The organism is Mesorhizobium sp. L2C066B000 (genome assembly GCF_000502335.1).
Taxonomy (GTDB): domain Bacteria; phylum Pseudomonadota; class Alphaproteobacteria; order Rhizobiales; family Rhizobiaceae; genus Mesorhizobium.
Map to the genome: position 1 here is coordinate 161,786 of NZ_AYWZ01000003.1, position 16,063 is coordinate 177,848.

Here is a 16,063-nt window from a genome sequence, read left to right on the forward strand (position 1 = left end):
CGGCAAGAGGCGATTTCGGATTCCATGATGCGGCACAGCCATATCCTCAAATTACTGCTAACGGGCGGCTTGGCGTTACCCATGCTGGCTGGGCCAGCTTTGGCCAATCCGGTGATCCTGTTCGACCTCAACAGCGGCAAGGTTCTGCAGCACCAGGACGCCTTCAAGCGCTGGTATCCCGCTTCGCTGAGCAAGCTGATGACCGCCTATGTCACCTTCCGGGCGATTGCCGCCGGCGAGGTCCAGCTCGATTCACCGATCAAGGTGACCAAGCATTCGGCGGGCGAACCGCCGAGCAAGATGGGCTTCAAGCCGGGCTCTGTGATGCGGCTCGACAATGCGTTGAAGATGATGCTGGTCAAATCGGCCAACGATATCGCCATGGCCATCGGCGAAAACATAGGCGGCTCGAAGGCCGGATTCGCCGTTCGCATGAATGCGGAGGCGGCGCGGCTCGGCATGACCGGAACGCATTTCGTCAATCCGAACGGACTGTTTTCGCCGGAGCAGTATACGACGGCGCGCGATCTTGCCCTGCTGGTGATGGCGATCCGCAAGGAATTCCCGCAATACGCCCCCTGGTTCTCGATCGAAGGCCTTGCCGTCGGCAAGAAGGCGATCTCCAACTACAATCTCTTGATCGGGCGCTATCCCGGCGCCGACGGCATGAAAACCGGGTTCGTTTGTCCCTCGGGCTTCAACATGATCGGCTCGGCGACACGCAATGGCCGCACGCTGGTCGCGGTCGTGCTCGGCGAAAAATCGGCGATCAGCCGTGCCGAGACCGCCGCCAGGCTGCTTGACCAGGGCTTTGCCATGCCCGACCCGAACTGGCTCACGGTCGCGGCCATGCCTTCCTATGGCGATACCATGTCACCGAACGACATGCATGATGAGATCTGCAAGAAGAAGGCGCCGCACGAGCAGTCCGAGGCGGCTCCGCCGGTGGCCGCGAAGGGCGCCGACGTGCCGAAATCGCCCTATCAGGAAAAGCTCGACCACGTGCCGACGCTGGTTGCCGTCGGCCTCGGCGGCGCCACCGGGCCGGCGCCGAAGGCGATGCTCGACCAGGGCGGCCAGGAATACGCCGATGTGCCGCTGCCGAGCTGGCGGCCAGACATTCCGGCGCCAAAGGGCGCCGAACCGGCCGTGGTGGGCCAGGCAACCGCGGTGCAGGGCGACCAGCTGGTCAAAGCCGCGAACTAGGCGATGGCTGGCTTTCCGATACCCGTCACGGTGGTCACCGGCTTCCTCGGCGCCGGCAAGACGACATTGCTCAACCGGCTGCTCAAAGATCCGGCACTGGTCGACACGGCCGTCATCATCAACGAATTCGGTGAGGTGGCGATCGACCACCTTCTGGTCGAGCAGGCCTCGGACGGCATCATCCAGCTGTCCGACGGGTGTCTATGCTGCACGGTGCGCGGCGAACTGGTCGACACGCTGGCTGACCTCGTCGACCGGCTGCAGACGGGCCGTATCGCCCGTCTCGCCCGCGTCGTCGTCGAAACCACCGGGCTCGCCGATCCGGCGCCGGTGCTGCAGTCGATCATGGCGCATCCCGCCCTGGTGCAGGCCTTCCGACTTGATGGCGTCATCACGCTGGTCGACGCGGTCAACGGCAACGCGACGCTCGACGGCCATGTCGAGGCGGTCAAGCAGGTGGCAGTCGCCGATCGCATCGTGCTGACCAAGGTCGATCTGGCCAGCGATTCCGGCGACGTCGATGCTTTGCGAACGCGAGTCCATCAGCTCAATCCAGGCGCCGTGGTGCTGGAGGCCGGCGACGGCCGAACCGGCGTCGCGGCTCTGTTCGACTGCGGCCTCTACAATCCGGCGACCAAATCCGCCGATGTCCGGCGCTGGCTCGGCGAAGAAGCCGCCCATGAGCACCACCATCATCATCATGATCACGGCGAGCATGAGCACCACCACGATTCCCGCGTGCGCTCCTACTCGCTGGTCCATGACGGCCCGGTGCCGTTTTCGGCGATCGAGATGTTCCTCGACCTGCTGCGTTCTGCGCATGGCGACAAGCTTTTGCGGATGAAGGGCGTCATCGAGCTTGCGGAGGACCCGTCGCGGCCGCTTGTTGTCCACGGGGTACAGAAGATCCTGCATCCGCCGGCGCGGCTACTGGCCTGGTCGGACGGCCAACGCGGCACCAGGCTGGTGCTGATCACGCTCGATATGCCGGAAGATTATGTGCGCCGGCTGTTTTCCGCTTTCACCAACCGGCCGTCGATCGACACGCCGGATCGCGCGGCGCTGGAGAGCAATCCGCTGGCGATAGCCGGGGGCTGATTCTCAGGCTCGCTCTGCGCCGCGTTCGACCAGGAAGCGGTGGCCGCCGGTGACGGCTGACGTTTCAACCAGTTGGTGACCAGCGTCGGCGCAAAAGGCGGGGATGTCGATGACCGCCAGCGGGTCGGTGGTCTCCAGCCAAAGCCGGCTGCCCGGCTGCATTGCCGCTAGGCGTTTTTTCGCCTTGAGAACGGGCAGGGGGCAGTTCAGGCCCTTGAGGTCATAGATTGCGGTGTGATTTGTTTGTTTGTTTTCATGCATGTCTTTGTCCCAAAACCGCTGCGCACTTTTGGGCGGCATGCATCGGCAAGGCGAAAACCTCAGCCGCCGAACATGCCTAGCAGCTTGTTCTTGATCTTCGACATCCGGCTTTCGTCCGCCGGCGGTTCCGCAGGCGCCGCCTCGACGCTCGCAGTGGCGACCGGCTGCTGGGCGGCCTGCTTGGCTGCTTCCTTTTCGGCCAGCGATTGGGCCTTTGCGGCTTGCTTTTCAGCCAGTGCCTGGGCCTTGGCGGCTTTCGCAGCCTCGATGGCAGCAACCCGCTGTTCCTCGGCCTTGCGCTTGGCTTCCTTCTCTGCGTCCAGCGCCGCCATCTTGCGGCCGGCGGGCGAATCGATGCGGCCCATGCGCGCCGTCTCGGTCAGCGTGCCGTCGGAATTCAGCGACGGCGGTTCGATCGGCACGCGCTCGCCCCGGGCGCGGCGCTTCGACCAGTCTGAAACGATGGCGGCTTCCTTGATGCCGGCAATGGTTGGCTTGGGCGCTGGCACGCTGGCCTTGACCGCGCCGGTGAAGGCCGCGTCATAGCTGCTTTGATAGGCGTTGAGTGCGCTCTTCAGCGAATCGGGCTGCGTGGTCGCGGGGCATGCGCCAGTCGGATCGAATGTCGTGCCCTCAGGCGCCACCTGGTTGAAGACATAGCGCTTGTCGCAGACATCGACCTTCGGTGGCACCTTGGTGATCTCGAAATTGTCGTAACCGACCTTCAGCATCTTCCAGAACTCATAGTTCGGGTCGTTGCGGTAGCGCGCCATGTTGGCGGCGGTCATGCGGAACGGGAAGGCCTGGATCTGGAACTCGGTCTGGCCGCCCTGGAAGGCATCGCGACCAAAAGCGTAGATCTGCTCGATCTGCGGGTCGGTCATCGAATAACAGCCCGACGACGAGCAGGCGCCGTGCACCATCAGATTGGCGCCGGTGCGGCCATTGGCACGGTCATAGGCGTTGGGATAGCCGATGTTGAAGGACAGGTGATAGTTCGAGCGCGGATTCATCTGCGACGGGCGGACCGTATAGAAACCTTCCGGCGCCTGGCGGTCGCCCTCGGTGTATTTTGGGCCGAGCTTGCCCGACCATTTGCAGATGTCGTAGCTGGCGACCATCTCGTAGCGGCCGGTGGTCTTGGCCTTCCAGATTTCGAGCTTGCCTTCTTCCTTGAAGATGCGAGCCATCACCGACGAGGTGCGGATCATGCCCTTGGCTTTCATGTCGGCCAGGATCTTGTCCGGCAGCGGCTTGCTGGCTTCCGGCGCAAAATTCTTCATCGAGGAATCGTTGCAGCCGGCAACGCCAAGCGCGGCGATCAGGAGTCCAGTGCGGGCAAGCTTGGTAAACATGGATACGGCTATGTCTTTTTCTCGCGGCACGGCCGGATAGCGCCCGGGCCTGCATGCTGAACACTGACGGACCCTAAGCCCGTTAACCTTGAAAATTCCTTACCGCAAGCGTCGGACGGCGCCCCCCACGGCAATTCGCCCGGTGTCACGGATTTTTTATTGAGCCGAATGCGGCGGCATTTTTGTGGCGAAATTGCTCCTTGACGCCACATTGCGGTGCGCTGCCGGCCAAAATCAGAGGCTGCGGCCCATCGCCAGATATTTTTCGCGGCGCTGTTCGCGAAAATCGGTGTTGGCGCCGGCAAAATCCTTCATCGTCTTGGCGATGAGATCGCCGGTGGCGGCGATCACCGTTTCGGGCGCGCGCTGGGCGCCGCCGAGCGGCTCGGCAATGATGGCGTCGATGATCTTCATTTCCAGAAGGTCCTGGGCGGTGATCTTCATGTTGGTCGCCGCATCTTTCGAGCGCGTGGTGTCGCGCCACAGGATCGAGGCAGCGCCTTCCGGCGAGATCACCGAATAGATGGCGTGTTCCAGCATGTAGACGCGGTTGGCGGTGGCGATCGCAATGGCGCCGCCCGAACCGCCTTCGCCGATTACAACCGAAATCGATGGCACTTTGAGGCCGAGGCAGGCCGAGGTTGAGCGGGCGATGGCTTCAGCCTGGCCGCGTTCCTCGGCGCCAACGCCGGGGTAAGCGCCGGCGGTGTCGACCAGCGTCAGAAGTGGGATCTGGAAACGGTCGGCAAGTTCCATCAGCCGCACGGCCTTGCGGTAGCCTTCAGGGCGCACCGAGCCGAAATTGTGCTTGAGCCGGCTCGCCGTGTCGGAGCCCTTTTCCTGGCCGATGACGGCCACCGGTTCGCCGCGGAAGCGGGCGAAGCCGCCGATGATCGCCTGGTCCTCGCCGAAATTGCGGTCGCCGGCGAGCGGCGTGAAATCGCTGAACAGACCCTTGATGTAGTCGAGGCAATGCGGCCTGTCGGTGTGGCGCGCGACCTGCACCTTCTGCCACGGCGTCAGCGCCTTGTAGATGTCGCGCAGCGCGTCGCGCACGCGCTTCTCGAGCCGGCTGATTTCGTCGCCGACGTCGACCGCCTCGCCATTCTCGGCAAGCTTCTTCAGCTCGAGGATCTTGAGTTCAAGGTCCTGCACCGGCTTTTCGAAATCGAGGTAATTGTACATTCTTGAGCGGACCGATGCGTCGGAAGGCAAACATCGCGCAGATGTAGGCTCCGCGCGGGCACGTTGCCCTCACATAGCGATATGAGGCCTAGTCGGCAAGCGGATGATGATCGTTGACCAGCCGCACCAACCGCTCTTCCAGCACATGCGTGTAAATCNGCGTGGTCGAGATATCGGCGTGGCCGAGCAGCTGCTGCACCGCCCTGAGATCGGCGCCGTTCTGCAGGAGATGGCTGGCGAAAGCATGGCGCAGCACATGCGGCGAAATTTTCGCCGCCGATATGCCGGCCCGCGCGGCAAGGCCTTTGAGATCGCGGGCAAAGACCTGCCGGGAGAGAAAGCCGCTGTCGCCGGCGGCCGGGAACAGAAACGGGCTGTCGGCGAAAGCCGGCACCGTGGCCCGGGCTGTGAGCCAAGCCCGCATCGCCGTGCGGGCCTTGGCCGACAGCGGCACCATGCGCTCCTTGTCGCCCTTGCCGCGCACCATGAAGAAGCGGTCGTCGCGCTGGGCGACGGTCACCGGCAGGCCGACTAGTTCGGAGACGCGCAAGCCGGTGGCATAGAGCACCTCCACCAAAGCGTGCAGGCGCAGTGCAGCCACCCGGTCACCATTGACGGCATCGCCTGTCTCAAGCGCGGCGCGGTCGAGCAGCCGACCGGTATCGGCCTCGCTCATCGTCTTGGGCAGCGGCCGGCCCTTTTTCGGACTGTCCAGCGTGCCGGTCGGGTCGTCGCCGCGCAAGCCCTCGGCGTAGAGAAACTTGAAGAACTGGCGGATCGCCGACAGTTTGCGCGCCTGCGACGTCGACGCAAAGCCGCGCGCCGCGATATCGTCGAGATAGGCGCGGATGTCGGCTGCGGCGGCAGCGGCAAGCCCGCCGGCAATCTGCTGCGAAGCGTCTTCGAGATCACGGCGGTAGGAAGACAGCGTGTTTGCAGCGGCACCGCGTTCGGCGCTCATCATCTCGAGAAAGGCTTCGATGCGAGCCGCGCTGTTCATGTTCCAGGGGTCAGTTTTGGGTCAGTTTTTCTTGGGGTTCAGCTTTTCCGGTGGAATGCGCACGGTGATTTCGGCTTTTTTCGGCTCGACGAACATCGCCAACGCCACCATCGTACCATAGGCAATGCCGGCAAGAATCATCATCGTCACGACAAAGCGGAACAGTGTCGGCATCAATCTTCGCCCGTCTTCTTGCTCTGCGATTCCAAGCCCTGTGTCCTTATGGGACGCTAATTCCGTCAATTCAAGGACGAAGGGCTCTGCGTGCGAAAGGCGCTGTGCTTGACGCAAACGGGCTTTTGATGTCGATACGCCGGCAAAGACGGCTTAGAAACAGCATGGTCTCATGAACGCGTTACCAGCAAATCCTCCCGGCGATAGCCATGCCGCGCTGCTCGACAGGCTGGGCAGCCGCTCGATCGTCTTTGTCGGCCTGATGGGCGCCGGAAAGACGGCGATCGGCCGCAAGGTGGCGACGATGCTGTCGCTGCCCTTCGTCGACAGCGACCAGGAGATCGAAACCGTGTCGCGCATGACGGTGCCGGAACTGTTCGAACGCTATGGCGAGACCGAATTCCGGGCATTGGAGCAGCGCGTCATCCTGCGCGTGCTGGAGAGTGGGCCGCAGGTGCTGTCGACCGGCGGCGGCGCGTTCATGAATGCGCAGACGCGGGAAGCGATCGCCGGGCATGGCGTGTCGGTGTGGCTGAAGGCCGAGATCGACCTATTGATGGAACGCGTGTCCAAGAAGCAGAACCGGCCGTTGCTCAAAAGCGCCGATCCGCGCGCCGTGCTCGAGCGACTGATGGGCGAGCGCTACCCGGTCTATGCCACGTCCAACATCACCGTGCCGACACGCGACGACCGCAAGGAGGTCATTGCGACGGAGGTTGTCGACGCGCTGTGCGGGCATTTCGGCATTCCGGCTCCGACTGCGCCAGGCGAGGTGCGGCTGTGAGCGAACCGGTCACTGTCGAGGTCGGCCTTGGCGAGCGTGCCTATGACATCCTGATCGGCCCTGGCCTTTTGGCGCGCGCCGGCGCCGAGATTTCGCGCCGCCTGCCCGGCACGAGGGCGGCGGTGGTCACCGACGACAATGTCGCGGCGGCACATCTCGACGCGCTGAAGGCCGGTCTGGAAACAGGCGGCATCCAGCCTGCCGTCATCACTTTGCCGGCCGGCGAAAAGACCAAGAGCTTTGCCCATCTCGAAGAGGTGGTCGACGGCGTGCTCGCCGCCAAGCTGGAGCGCGGCGATGTCGTCATTGCGCTCGGCGGTGGCGTCATCGGCGACCTGACCGGCTTTGCCGCCGGCATCGTGCGCCGCGGCATGAATTTCGTCCAGATTCCAACCTCGCTGCTGGCGCAGGTCGATTCCTCGGTCGGTGGGAAGACCGGCATCAACAGCCCGCGCGGCAAGAATCTGGTCGGCGTCTTCCATCAGCCGAAGCTGGTGCTGGCCGACACCGAAGTGCTCGACACGCTGCCGATCCGCGAATTTCGCGCCGGCTATGCCGAGCTTGCCAAATACGGGTTGATCGACCGACCGGCGTTTTTCGCCTGGCTGGAAGCGAACTGGGAAAAGGTGTTCGCCGGTGGTGCGGAACGGGCGGAGGCGATTGCCGAGGCCTGCCGCGCCAAAGCCGATGTCGTCGCCCGCGACGAGTTCGAAACCGGCGACCGCGCACTGCTCAATCTTGGCCACACGTTCGGCCATGCGTTGGAAGGCGCCACACAGTATGACGGCGCCCGCCTCGTCCATGGCGAAGGCGTCGCCATCGGCATGGCGCTGGCGCACCGCTTTTCCGCAAGGCTCAATCTGGCCAGCCCGGACGACGCGGCGCGGGTCGAGGCGCATCTTCGCGCCGTCGGTCTACCCTGGCGGATGGCCGACATCCCTGGTGAGTTGCCCGATGCCGAGGCGCTGCTTGGCTTCATCACCCAGGACAAGAAAGTGTCGCGCGGCGCGCTGACATTCATCCTGACGCGCGGCGTTGGCCAGGCTTTTATTGCCAAGGATGTACCGGCGTCGGAAGTGCTTTCGTTCCTCAGGGAGAACCACCCGGGCCAGGAAAGCCGGCAGCGATGATCAACGAGCCCGGCTGGACCGTCGTCGCCGTCCTTGCCATCCTCATCCTGCTGGTCCTGGCCGTGCGCACGCGCCTGCTTGCCATGTTCGGCTATGAGCTGTCGCGCATCGAGCCGCAGCGCTCGACCCAGGACGAGTTGCGCGGTGCGGTCGACGATTTCCGCCGCGACGGCCAGATGGTGCGAGAGGACCGCGACCGCGTCGGCGGGCTGTTCGATCTGGCCGAGCTCGAAGTCTCCGACATCATGGTCCACCGCACCAATATGCGCTCGGTCAATGCCGACAATGGGCCGGAAGCGGTGGTGCGCGAGATCCTGCAAAGCCCGCACACCCGCATGCCGTTGTGGAAAGGCTCTCTCGACAACATTGTCGGCGTGCTGCACGCCAAGGACCTGCTGCGAGCGCTGAACGAGGTCGGCAACGACTTTTCCCGGATCGACGTGATGAAGATCGCTTCGAAGCCTTGGTTCGTGCCCGACACCACGACGCTGCAGGAACAGCTCAACGCCTTCCTGCGCGCCAAGGCGCATTTCGCTATCGTCGTCGACGAATATGGCGAGGTCGAAGGGCTGGTGACGCTGGAGGACATTATCGAGGAGATCGTTGGCGAGATCGCCGACGAGCACGATGTCGACATTCAGGGCGTGAAGCAGGAGGCGGACGGTTCCGTGGTCGTCGACGGCACCGTGCCGATCCGCGATCTCAACCGGGCGCTCGACTGGAACCTGCCTGACGAGGAAGCGACCACCATTGCCGGCCTGGTCATCCACGAGACGCAGTCGATCCCCGAGGAAAAGCAGGCTTTCACCTTCCACGGCAAGCGCTTCGTGGTGATGAAGCGCGACAAAAACCGGATCGCCAGAATCAGGATCAGGCAGGCGGGCGAATCTTAAAGGTACCGAGCAGGCCCGCCACATGACGCTCTTTGCCGAGCTTATGCCGCGATCTGGCTCGTAGACCGTTCGTGGATGGTCGCACCGGTTTGAGCGTCAACTGCGACCAGGCTGACCTCGTAGCCCCAGAGGCTGCGGACATGGCGCAGCGTCGCGTCACGGCTGGCCCCTTCGAGCACAACACCATCCTTTACCCTGTGTTGCAGTCGCAACTGCCGGTCGCCGAGCAGGTCGACATCAATCACCTGGATGTCCGGCCGATTCGCTCCAAGGTCGTAACCGTGGGCTAGCTCGGCCCGTATCTTGTGATAGCCACGTTCGTTGTGGATCGAGGCGACTTCGAAATGCGGTTGGTCGGCTCCATCGCCAAGCACGAAGAACCGCCATTTTCGGATCAAGCTCGGGCTGAGGTACTGGCGGATAAAGGATTCGTCGCGGTGGTTGGCCCAGGCCTCAAGCAGGACCTCGCGCCAGTTGCCATGTCCTGCAATGTCCGGGAACCAGTCGCGGTCCTCCGCCGTCGGCTCGGTCGAAATGCGCTGTATGTCCTGCATCATGTCGAGGCCGAGGGCATAGGGATTGATGCCTGAAAACCGGGGATCGTCAAAGGCCGGCTGGAAGATCACGTTCGAATGGTTGCGCAGGATTTCGAGCATGGCACCTTCGCCGATCCGGCCGCGATCGAATAGCATGTTCATGAGCGTATAATGCACGAAGGTGGCGCAGCCTTCATTCATCACTTGAGTCTGTCGCTGCGGGTAGAAATATTGCGCGATGACGCGGACGATCCTGATGATCTCGCGCTGCCAGGGTTCCAGGATCAGGCTGTTCTTCTCGAGGAAATAAAGGAGGTTTTCCTCGGGAAGGTTGAGCGATCTCTTGCGCTCCGCCATCCCTTGATCCTCATTGCCGGACTTGTTTTTGTTCTGCGACGGCGGCAGCGTGCGCCACAGATCGTTGTAGGAGCGCTCTTCGTATTCGAGGCGCTCGCGAAGCCCTTCGCGCTGTCGCTCCGACGAGAGCTTTGGCGGCCGGTGGTAGCGGAACACCCCTTGTTCCATCAGCGCATGGGCGGAATCGAGAATGGCCTCCACTGTTGCAAGGCCGTGCCGCTCCTCGCACCGGGCGATGTAGCCCTTGGCGAAGTCCAGATAACCCAGGATTGCCCCGGCGTCGGTCCATTGCTGAAACAGATGATTGTTCTTGAAGAAATGATTGTGGCCAAGCGCCGCGTGGGCCGTCACAAGGGCCTGCAACGCCATGGTGTTTTCCTCCATGAGGTAGACGATGCAGGGATTGGAGTTGATGACCAGTTCATAGGCCAGCCCCCGACCACCCTTACGGTAAAGAAGCTCCTGGTGAAGGAAATGTTTGCCGAACGACCAATGCCGATACATCAGTGGCATGCCGATAGATGAGTAGGCGTCGAGCATCTGCTGGGAGGAGATTATCTCCATCTGGACCGGGTAAGTATCGAGATGCAACTCGTCGACCGCGATCGCCTCGATCTCTTCAAAAGCCCGCGATAATTTCTCGAAATTCCAGTCGGATCCGGAAAACAACAAATTCGTTTCGTTGGCTCGCCTGATCATCTCTCTCTCTCAAGCGCTCTTGATGGCCACCGGCTGCCTGGCGAAGAGCCGGTGGAAGACCGGGTAAATATCCGCAGGAGCAGCGATGCGGCTCATCTGGAAGTTGGGCCATTTCAGCTCGATCGTACTGTAGGCGCGCCAAAGCGACGTCCCGTTTTCGGTAGCACCGAATATGTGGCTCTCGCGTTCGTCGATGATCTCGACATAGGCGAAATACTGGCACAGGCACATGAGCTTGCCGTTCATGAGCTCTATGCATCGCTCGGAATCGGTGGTGAAATTGTCCCCGTCAGAGGCCTGCGCGGCGTAAATGTTCCACTCGCTGGCAGGATAGCGCTGGCCGATAATGCGGTGCATTTCGTCGAGCGCGGTGGACACGATCGTACCGCCGCTCTGCGTGTTGTAGAAGAACGTGTCCTCATCCACTTCGTGCGCCTCATGGGTATGGCGGATGAAGACGATCTCCGTGCGTTCGTAGCGCCGTTTCAAGAACAGGTGCAGCAGCACGAAGAAGCGTTTGGCCAAGTCCTTTTCGCGTTGGCCCATCGATCCGGACACGTCCATAAGGCAGAACATGACGGCATTGGCATTCGGCACCGGCCGGGCGTCGAAGCGGTTGAATCGGATATCGACCGGATCGACAAAGGCAATTCGCCTGCGCCGTCGCTCCAGCCGGTCAAGCTCGTCGCGTAATTCCGCGATGCGCTGGCGCACCGCCGCGCCGGCCGGGGCCGACTCAAGCGTGACGATTTCCCGGAGGATCGCCTCCAGTTCCTGCTGCGTGGGGCGCCTCAGCGCAATGCGCCGGCCTAGGCTGTTGCGCATGGTGCGGCCGGCATTGATGTTGGTCGGGGAACCGGTTGCCGCGAAGCCGGCCCGGCGCGGCTTGAAGGCAAGGATTTCCTTGAGATTGAGCTTAACCAGGTCGGGCAGTTCGAGATCCTCAAAAAAGAGTTCGAGCACCTCCTCGCGTGACAGCACGAAACGAAAATCGTCTTCCGACGCCGTGTTTCCTGGCGACGACGCCGCGCCGCCCCCATGCGGCTTCGGGAGCAGGTCTCCAGGGGAAAAATGCCTGTTGCCCGGAAGGATGTGTCGGCGCCGTCCGCTGGCCCTGTCATCGTTGAAGCTCGGCTCGGCCGTTTTCCTTTCGGGCATGGGCACGGCGTGCTCGGTATCCACGTCGGCGATCCTGCCAGTGCGGATTTGATCGCGAATGCTCCGCTTCAACTCCTCGCGAGCACGCCTGAGGAAGCGCTGTCGATTGCCAAGGCTCTTGTCCTTGGGGTTCAGGCGACGGTCGATGAAGATCGGCATGGAACCATCCGGCTCTGTCAACCCGCCTTGTTCACCCGCATGTACCAGTCCACCAGCCGGCGTACCTGCCGTTCTGTGTAGCCACGCTCGATCATGCGCTGTACGAATTCGTTATGGCGCTTTTCCGTAACGCTGTCTTGCTTGGAGCCGAAGCTGATCACCGGCAAGAGGTCCTCGACCTGTCCGAACATCCGCTTCTCGATGACCTCGCGCAGTTTTTCATAGCTGGTCCATGACGGGTTGCGGCCGTGGTTTCTTGCGCGAGCGCGCAGAGTGAACTTCACCACCTCGTTACGGAAGTCCTTGGGATTGGCGATGCCTGCCGGTTTCTCGACCTGCGAAAGTTCGTTGTCCAGGATCTCCCGGTTGAGGATCTGGCCGGTGTCGGGGTCCTTGTAGTCCTGGTCCTCAATCCAGGCATCCGCATAGGCGATGTAGCGGTCGAAGAGGTTCTGGCCGTATTCGCTATAGGACTCCAGATAGGCCTTCTGGATTTCGTGGCCGATGAACTCGGCGTAGCGCGCCGCAAGCTCCGACTTGATGAATTCAAGATAGGCCGCTTCCGTTTCCTTCGGGAACTGCTCCCGCTTGATCGCCTCCTCCAGAATGTACATCAGATGCACAGGATCGGCGGCCACCTCCTCATTATCGAAGTTGAATGTCTGCGAAAGGATCTTAAAGGCAAAGCGCGTGCTGACGCCCGTCATGCCTTCATCGACGCCGGCGGCGTCGCGATATTCTTGGACCGACTTTGCCCTGGGATCGACTTCCTTCAGATTTTCGCCGTCATAGGCGCGCATCTTGGTGTAGAGCGGCGAGTTGTCGTGCTCGGCCAAGCGCGTCGAAACTGCAAAGCGGCTGAGGATGTCCAAAACTTCAGGGGCACAGGGGCTGGCGGCCAACTCGCTCTCACGCAGCAATTTCTCATAGATCTGCCTCTCTTCGGTGATCCGCAGGCAATAGGGTACCTTGACCACCAGGATGCGATCGAGAAACGCCTCGTTGTTCTTGTTGCTCTTGAACTGTTGCCATTCCGACTCGTTGGAATGGGCGACGATGATCCCCTGGTAGGGAAAGGCGCCGAAATTTTCAGTGCCGTTGTAGCTGCCTTCCTGTGTCGCGGTCAGCAGCGGATGCAGAACCTTGATGGGTGCCTTGAACATCTCGACGAATTCAAGCAGACCTTGCGTGGTCCGGTTCAGGCCACCGCTATAGGAATAGGCATCGGGGTCGGACTGGCTAAAATTTTCCAATTGCCTGATGTCGACCTTGCCGACCAGGGCCGAGACATCCTGATTGTTCTCATCGCCAGGTTCGGTCTTGGCAATGCCGATCTGGCGCAGCCGCGAAGGCATCAGCTTGACGACGCTGAATTTGGAAATGTCGCCAGACAATTCGTCGAGGCGCTTGGCCGCCCATGGCGAAATCAATCCGTTCAGCCGGCGCCGGGCTATGCCGTATTTATCCTCTAGCAGATCACCCATGTGATCGGGATGGAACAGCCCAAGCGGCGACTCGAAAACCGGGCTGATCTGGTTGCCGACCTTCAGCGTGTAGATCGGGCGCTGCTCCATCAGTTTCTTCAGGCGCTCGGCCAGAGAGGATTTGCCGCCGCCGACCGGGCCGAGGAGATAGAGGATCTGCTTGCGTTCTTCGAGCCCCTGCGAGGCATAGCGGAAATATCCAGCTATGCGCTCGATCGTATCCTCCATTCCATAGAAGTCGGAAAAATGAGGGTAGATCTTGAGGGTCCGATTCGCGAAAATGCGGCCGAGGCGCTCGTCTTTGCTGGTGTCAACCAGTTTTGGTTCGCCGATTGCGTCGACCATCCTTTCGGGCGCCGAAGCGTACATCGATTTGTCTTCCCGACAGGCAAGAAGATACTGTTGGATGCTGACCTCTTCGTCCGCCTCATTGGCATAAATTTCCGAAAAAAGATCGAAGACGTCGGATTGGGTTGCACGCATGATGTTCTGCCCTCGGAGCCGATCTGGATTCCAATCGCCTCATCACCTTCAACTGTCGGAAAGCATTGTTGGTTCCCTTCACATGAAGGAGAGTGGCTGCAATCCGGGTAGAAGGCTTGGGAGGAAACATTCGGAGTGGCTGGAATGGCGGGTTGCCCGGTGCTGCGGCGCTGATGGGCGGCGTTGTCGCCGGCCAGCTATCTCGATGGACACAAGCATCCGCCGACCTTCATCGCCTATTAGCGCGCCGAAGGCCGCGACGACCAATCGAAGGCTTTGCCAAACGCCTGCGCGCCATCGGCACTGAAGTGACGCTGTTCGACGGCAACGCCTACACGCATATGTCGATCAATCACGACTTCGGCGAGGACGGCGACGCGTTGACCGCCGCGATGCTGGCCTTCCTGAATGGACCGTCGGTTGATCGCCGGATCCCTGCGAGGCGTCCTGGATCAGACCAAAAGCCCCGGCGGGACATTGCCGACCCGGCGCCTACAGGTGCAATTGTTCCTGAATTGTCGATTGGGAAAGAAAATCATGAATGGCGCCGATCTGCTGTGCGACGTGCTCCTGGCCAATGACGTCACGGTCTGCTTCGCCAATCCTGGCACATCCGAAATGCATTTCGTTGCCGCACTGGACCGCAAACCTCAGATGCGTTGCGTGCTCGGCCTGTTCGAGGGCGTGGTGACCGGCGCCGCCGACGGCTATGCGCGCATGACCGACCGCCCGGCAGCAACGTTGCTGCATACCGGACCGGGTCTCGCCAACGGTTTGGCCAACATGCACAACGCAAGGCGTGCGCGCAGCCCGATGATCAACATTGTCGGCGACCATGCTTCTTACCATCTGCCGCTCGATGCCCCGCTGACCAGCGACATAGAAGGCCTGGCGTCGCCGATGTCGAACTGGGTTGGCCGCGTCAAGGGGCCGGCCGATATTGTGCCGGCCGCAGAGGCGGCTTTCGGCGCCTCACTCACGCCGCCTGGCGTCACGACGCTGATCCTGCCTGCGGATGCCGCCTGGGGCGAAGTTGCTGCGATTTCACCTGGCAAGGTGGAGCTGGAGCCGCCGCCCGCCGTCGACATGGCTGTTGTGCGCACGATCGCCGAAGCAATCCGCGCCGCGCCGGGCCGTGTCGGCATGGTGGTGCGTGGGCAGGCGGCGCGCGCCGATGGACTTGAAATCGCAGGGAGAATCTCATCGGGAAGCGATGTCAGGCTGTTCAGTGAGGTTCTGATCGCCCGCATGCCGCGCGGCCGCGGGCGGTTCGCCCCGACCCGCATTCCCTATCCGGTCGATGCGGCGACGGCCACGCTCCGGGATATCGATTTGCTGGTGCTGGTCGGCGCCAAGGAGCCGGTTGCCTTCTTCGCTTATCCCGGCAAGCCCGGGCGGCTGGTTCGGGACGATTGCAAGGTGCTTTCGCTGGCGGCGCATGGCCAGGATCTGAAAGCGGCGCTGGAGGCGCTGGCCGACGAGCTCGGCATCAAGCCGACGCAGCAATTCGCCGCCGCAACCGCCTTTCCAGACGAACCGACGCTGAGCGGCAGACTGACGGACGATGCCATCGCGCTGTCGGTGGCGCGCAAACTTCCGGCCAATGCCATCGTCTGCGACGAAGCAGTCACCTCGGCGAGACGGTTCTTCGCGCTATCCGCCTTTGCGGCGCCGCACGACTACATGATGGGTACGGGCGGATCGATCGGCGGCGGCATTCCGATGGCGACAGGAGCGGCGATCGCCTGCCCGGACCGCAAGGTGATCAATCTCGAAGCCGACGGCAGCGGCATGTACACGGTGCAGGGACTGTGGACCCAGGCCAGGGAAAAGCTTGACGTCGTGACCATCATCTTTTCCAACCGGACCTACGCCATCCTGCATGGCGAAATGAAGAATGTCGGGGTCAATGAGATCGGCGAGAACGCCAGGCGCATGCTCAATCTCGACCATCCGGCGCTGGACTGGGTTGCGCTGGCCAAAGGCATGGGCGTCGAGGCGGCCCGCGCCGACACGTGCGAGCGGTTCGACGCGCTGCTCGACAGTGCCCTGTCGCGTCCGGGACCGTTTCTCATCGAAGCGGTGATCTGAGGCGGAGAGA

The 16,063-nt window shown here is 62.1% G+C and carries 15 protein-coding genes; 7 read left to right on the top strand and 8 right to left on the bottom strand.

All coding sequences use genetic code 11. From position 1 onward, the window contains the following. Window positions 1-27: 27 nt before the first annotated feature. Both X733_RS154380 and X733_RS154375 read left to right on the top strand, forming a co-directional pair. Window positions 28-1,206 (top strand): D-alanyl-D-alanine carboxypeptidase family protein, encoded by a 1,179-nt coding sequence (locus X733_RS154380; protein WP_023818460.1) that lies wholly within the window; start codon window positions 28-30, stop codon window positions 1,204-1,206. Window positions 1,207-1,209: 3 nt separating this feature from the next. Continuing rightward, window positions 1,210-2,304, top strand: coding sequence for a GTP-binding protein (locus X733_RS154375; protein WP_023726959.1), 1,095 nt, complete (start codon window positions 1,210-1,212; stop codon window positions 2,302-2,304). 3 nt (window positions 2,305-2,307) lie between these two features. On the opposite strand, the gene X733_RS154370 is transcribed toward X733_RS154375, so the two are convergent. The 5 genes from X733_RS154370 to X733_RS154350 form a co-directional block, all read right to left on the bottom strand. After that, window positions 2,308-2,565, bottom strand: coding sequence for a sulfurtransferase TusA family protein (locus X733_RS154370; RefSeq protein ID WP_031193210.1), 258 nt, complete (start codon window positions 2,563-2,565; stop codon window positions 2,308-2,310). 59 nt (window positions 2,566-2,624) lie between these two features. Beyond that, window positions 2,625-3,920, bottom strand: a complete 1,296-nt coding sequence (locus tag X733_RS154365; protein ID WP_023685371.1) for a murein L,D-transpeptidase family protein — start codon at window positions 3,918-3,920, stop codon at window positions 2,625-2,627. A gap of 234 nt (window positions 3,921-4,154) precedes the next feature. Then, the gene (locus X733_RS154360; protein ID WP_023685389.1) at window positions 4,155-5,105 is read right to left on the bottom strand and encodes an acetyl-CoA carboxylase carboxyltransferase subunit alpha; all 951 of its coding nucleotides are present in this window, start codon (window positions 5,103-5,105) and stop codon (window positions 4,155-4,157) included. An 88-nt stretch (window positions 5,106-5,193) separates the two neighbouring features. After that, window positions 5,194-6,105, bottom strand: a complete 912-nt coding sequence (locus X733_RS154355; protein ID WP_023818461.1) for a site-specific tyrosine recombinase XerD — start codon at window positions 6,103-6,105, stop codon at window positions 5,194-5,196. Between the two features lie 21 nt (window positions 6,106-6,126). Continuing rightward, window positions 6,127-6,279, bottom strand: a complete 153-nt coding sequence (locus X733_RS154350) for a hypothetical protein (protein WP_023670666.1) — start codon at window positions 6,277-6,279, stop codon at window positions 6,127-6,129. A gap of 172 nt (window positions 6,280-6,451) precedes the next feature. Here X733_RS154350 and X733_RS154345 point away from each other — a divergent pair, with 172 nt between their 5' ends. Genes X733_RS154345 through X733_RS154335 form a run of 3 tightly spaced genes read left to right on the top strand, consistent with a single transcriptional unit; the run spans window position 6,452 to window position 9,086 of the window. Then, window positions 6,452-7,063 carry a shikimate kinase gene (locus tag X733_RS154345; RefSeq protein WP_023670667.1) on the top strand — a complete coding sequence of 204 codons (612 nt, stop codon included), beginning with the start codon at window positions 6,452-6,454 and terminating at the stop codon, window positions 7,061-7,063. Beyond that, on the top strand, window positions 7,060-8,193 hold the full coding sequence (gene aroB, locus X733_RS154340; RefSeq protein WP_023694054.1) for a 3-dehydroquinate synthase: 1,134 nt from the start codon (window positions 7,060-7,062) through the stop codon (window positions 8,191-8,193). The genes X733_RS154345 and aroB overlap by 4 nt, the downstream gene beginning before the upstream one ends. Then, window positions 8,190-9,086 (top strand): HlyC/CorC family transporter, encoded by an 897-nt coding sequence (locus X733_RS154335; protein ID WP_023818462.1) that lies wholly within the window; start codon window positions 8,190-8,192, stop codon window positions 9,084-9,086. Before aroB ends, X733_RS154335 begins: the two co-directional genes overlap by 4 nt. Window positions 9,087-9,127: 41 nt before the next feature. Here X733_RS154335 and X733_RS154330 read toward each other — a convergent pair whose 3' ends face one another. The 3 genes from X733_RS154330 to X733_RS154320 are packed head-to-tail and all read right to left on the bottom strand — an operon-like array spanning window position 9,128 to window position 13,962. Further along, window positions 9,128-10,678, bottom strand: a complete 1,551-nt coding sequence (locus X733_RS154330; protein ID WP_023818463.1) for a SpoVR family protein — start codon at window positions 10,676-10,678, stop codon at window positions 9,128-9,130. A gap of 9 nt (window positions 10,679-10,687) precedes the next feature. Beyond that, window positions 10,688-11,995, bottom strand: coding sequence for a YeaH/YhbH family protein (locus X733_RS154325; RefSeq protein WP_023818464.1), 1,308 nt, complete (start codon window positions 11,993-11,995; stop codon window positions 10,688-10,690). 17 nt (window positions 11,996-12,012) lie between these two features. After that, window positions 12,013-13,962, bottom strand: a complete 1,950-nt coding sequence (locus X733_RS154320) for a PrkA family serine protein kinase (protein ID WP_023818465.1) — start codon at window positions 13,960-13,962, stop codon at window positions 12,013-12,015. A gap of 92 nt (window positions 13,963-14,054) precedes the next feature. Here X733_RS154320 and X733_RS1000000170700 point away from each other — a divergent pair, with 92 nt between their 5' ends. Then, window positions 14,055-14,543: a hypothetical protein gene (locus X733_RS1000000170700; RefSeq protein WP_245274411.1), complete on the top strand. Its 489-nt coding sequence runs from the start codon at window positions 14,055-14,057 to the stop codon at window positions 14,541-14,543. Then, window positions 14,500-16,053, top strand: coding sequence for an acetolactate synthase large subunit (locus tag X733_RS154315; protein WP_023818467.1), 1,554 nt, complete (start codon window positions 14,500-14,502; stop codon window positions 16,051-16,053). The genes X733_RS1000000170700 and X733_RS154315 overlap by 44 nt, the downstream gene beginning before the upstream one ends. The last annotated feature ends 10 nt before the right edge of the window (window positions 16,054-16,063 follow it).

What these genes read in the sequence shown, in the direction of transcription:
- X733_RS154345 (WP_023670667.1), top strand. Translation starts at nt 6,452, where the DNA reads ATGAACGCGTTACCAGCAAATCCTCCCGGCGATAGCCATGCCGCGCTG.
- X733_RS154375 (WP_023726959.1), top strand. Translation starts at nt 1,210, where the DNA reads ATGGCTGGCTTTCCGATACCCGTCACGGTGGTCACCGGCTTCCTCGGC.
- X733_RS154335 (WP_023818462.1), top strand. Translation starts at nt 8,190, where the DNA reads ATGATCAACGAGCCCGGCTGGACCGTCGTCGCCGTCCTTGCCATCCTC.
- X733_RS154360 (WP_023685389.1), bottom strand. Translation starts at nt 5,105, where the DNA reads ATGTACAATTACCTCGATTTCGAAAAGCCGGTGCAGGACCTTGAACTC.
- X733_RS154380 (WP_023818460.1), top strand. Translation starts at nt 28, where the DNA reads ATGCGGCACAGCCATATCCTCAAATTACTGCTAACGGGCGGCTTGGCG.
- X733_RS154370 (WP_031193210.1), bottom strand. Translation starts at nt 2,565, where the DNA reads ATGCATGAAAACAAACAAACAAATCACACCGCAATCTATGACCTCAAG.
- X733_RS154315 (WP_023818467.1), top strand. Translation starts at nt 14,500, where the DNA reads ATGAATGGCGCCGATCTGCTGTGCGACGTGCTCCTGGCCAATGACGTC.
- X733_RS154330 (WP_023818463.1), bottom strand. Translation starts at nt 10,678, where the DNA reads ATGATCAGGCGAGCCAACGAAACGAATTTGTTGTTTTCCGGATCCGAC.
- X733_RS154365 (WP_023685371.1), bottom strand. Translation starts at nt 3,920, where the DNA reads ATGTTTACCAAGCTTGCCCGCACTGGACTCCTGATCGCCGCGCTTGGC.
- X733_RS154325 (WP_023818464.1), bottom strand. Translation starts at nt 11,995, where the DNA reads ATGCCGATCTTCATCGACCGTCGCCTGAACCCCAAGGACAAGAGCCTT.
- X733_RS154320 (WP_023818465.1), bottom strand. Translation starts at nt 13,962, where the DNA reads ATGCGTGCAACCCAATCCGACGTCTTCGATCTTTTTTCGGAAATTTAT.
- X733_RS154350 (WP_023670666.1), bottom strand. Translation starts at nt 6,279, where the DNA reads ATGCCGACACTGTTCCGCTTTGTCGTGACGATGATGATTCTTGCCGGC.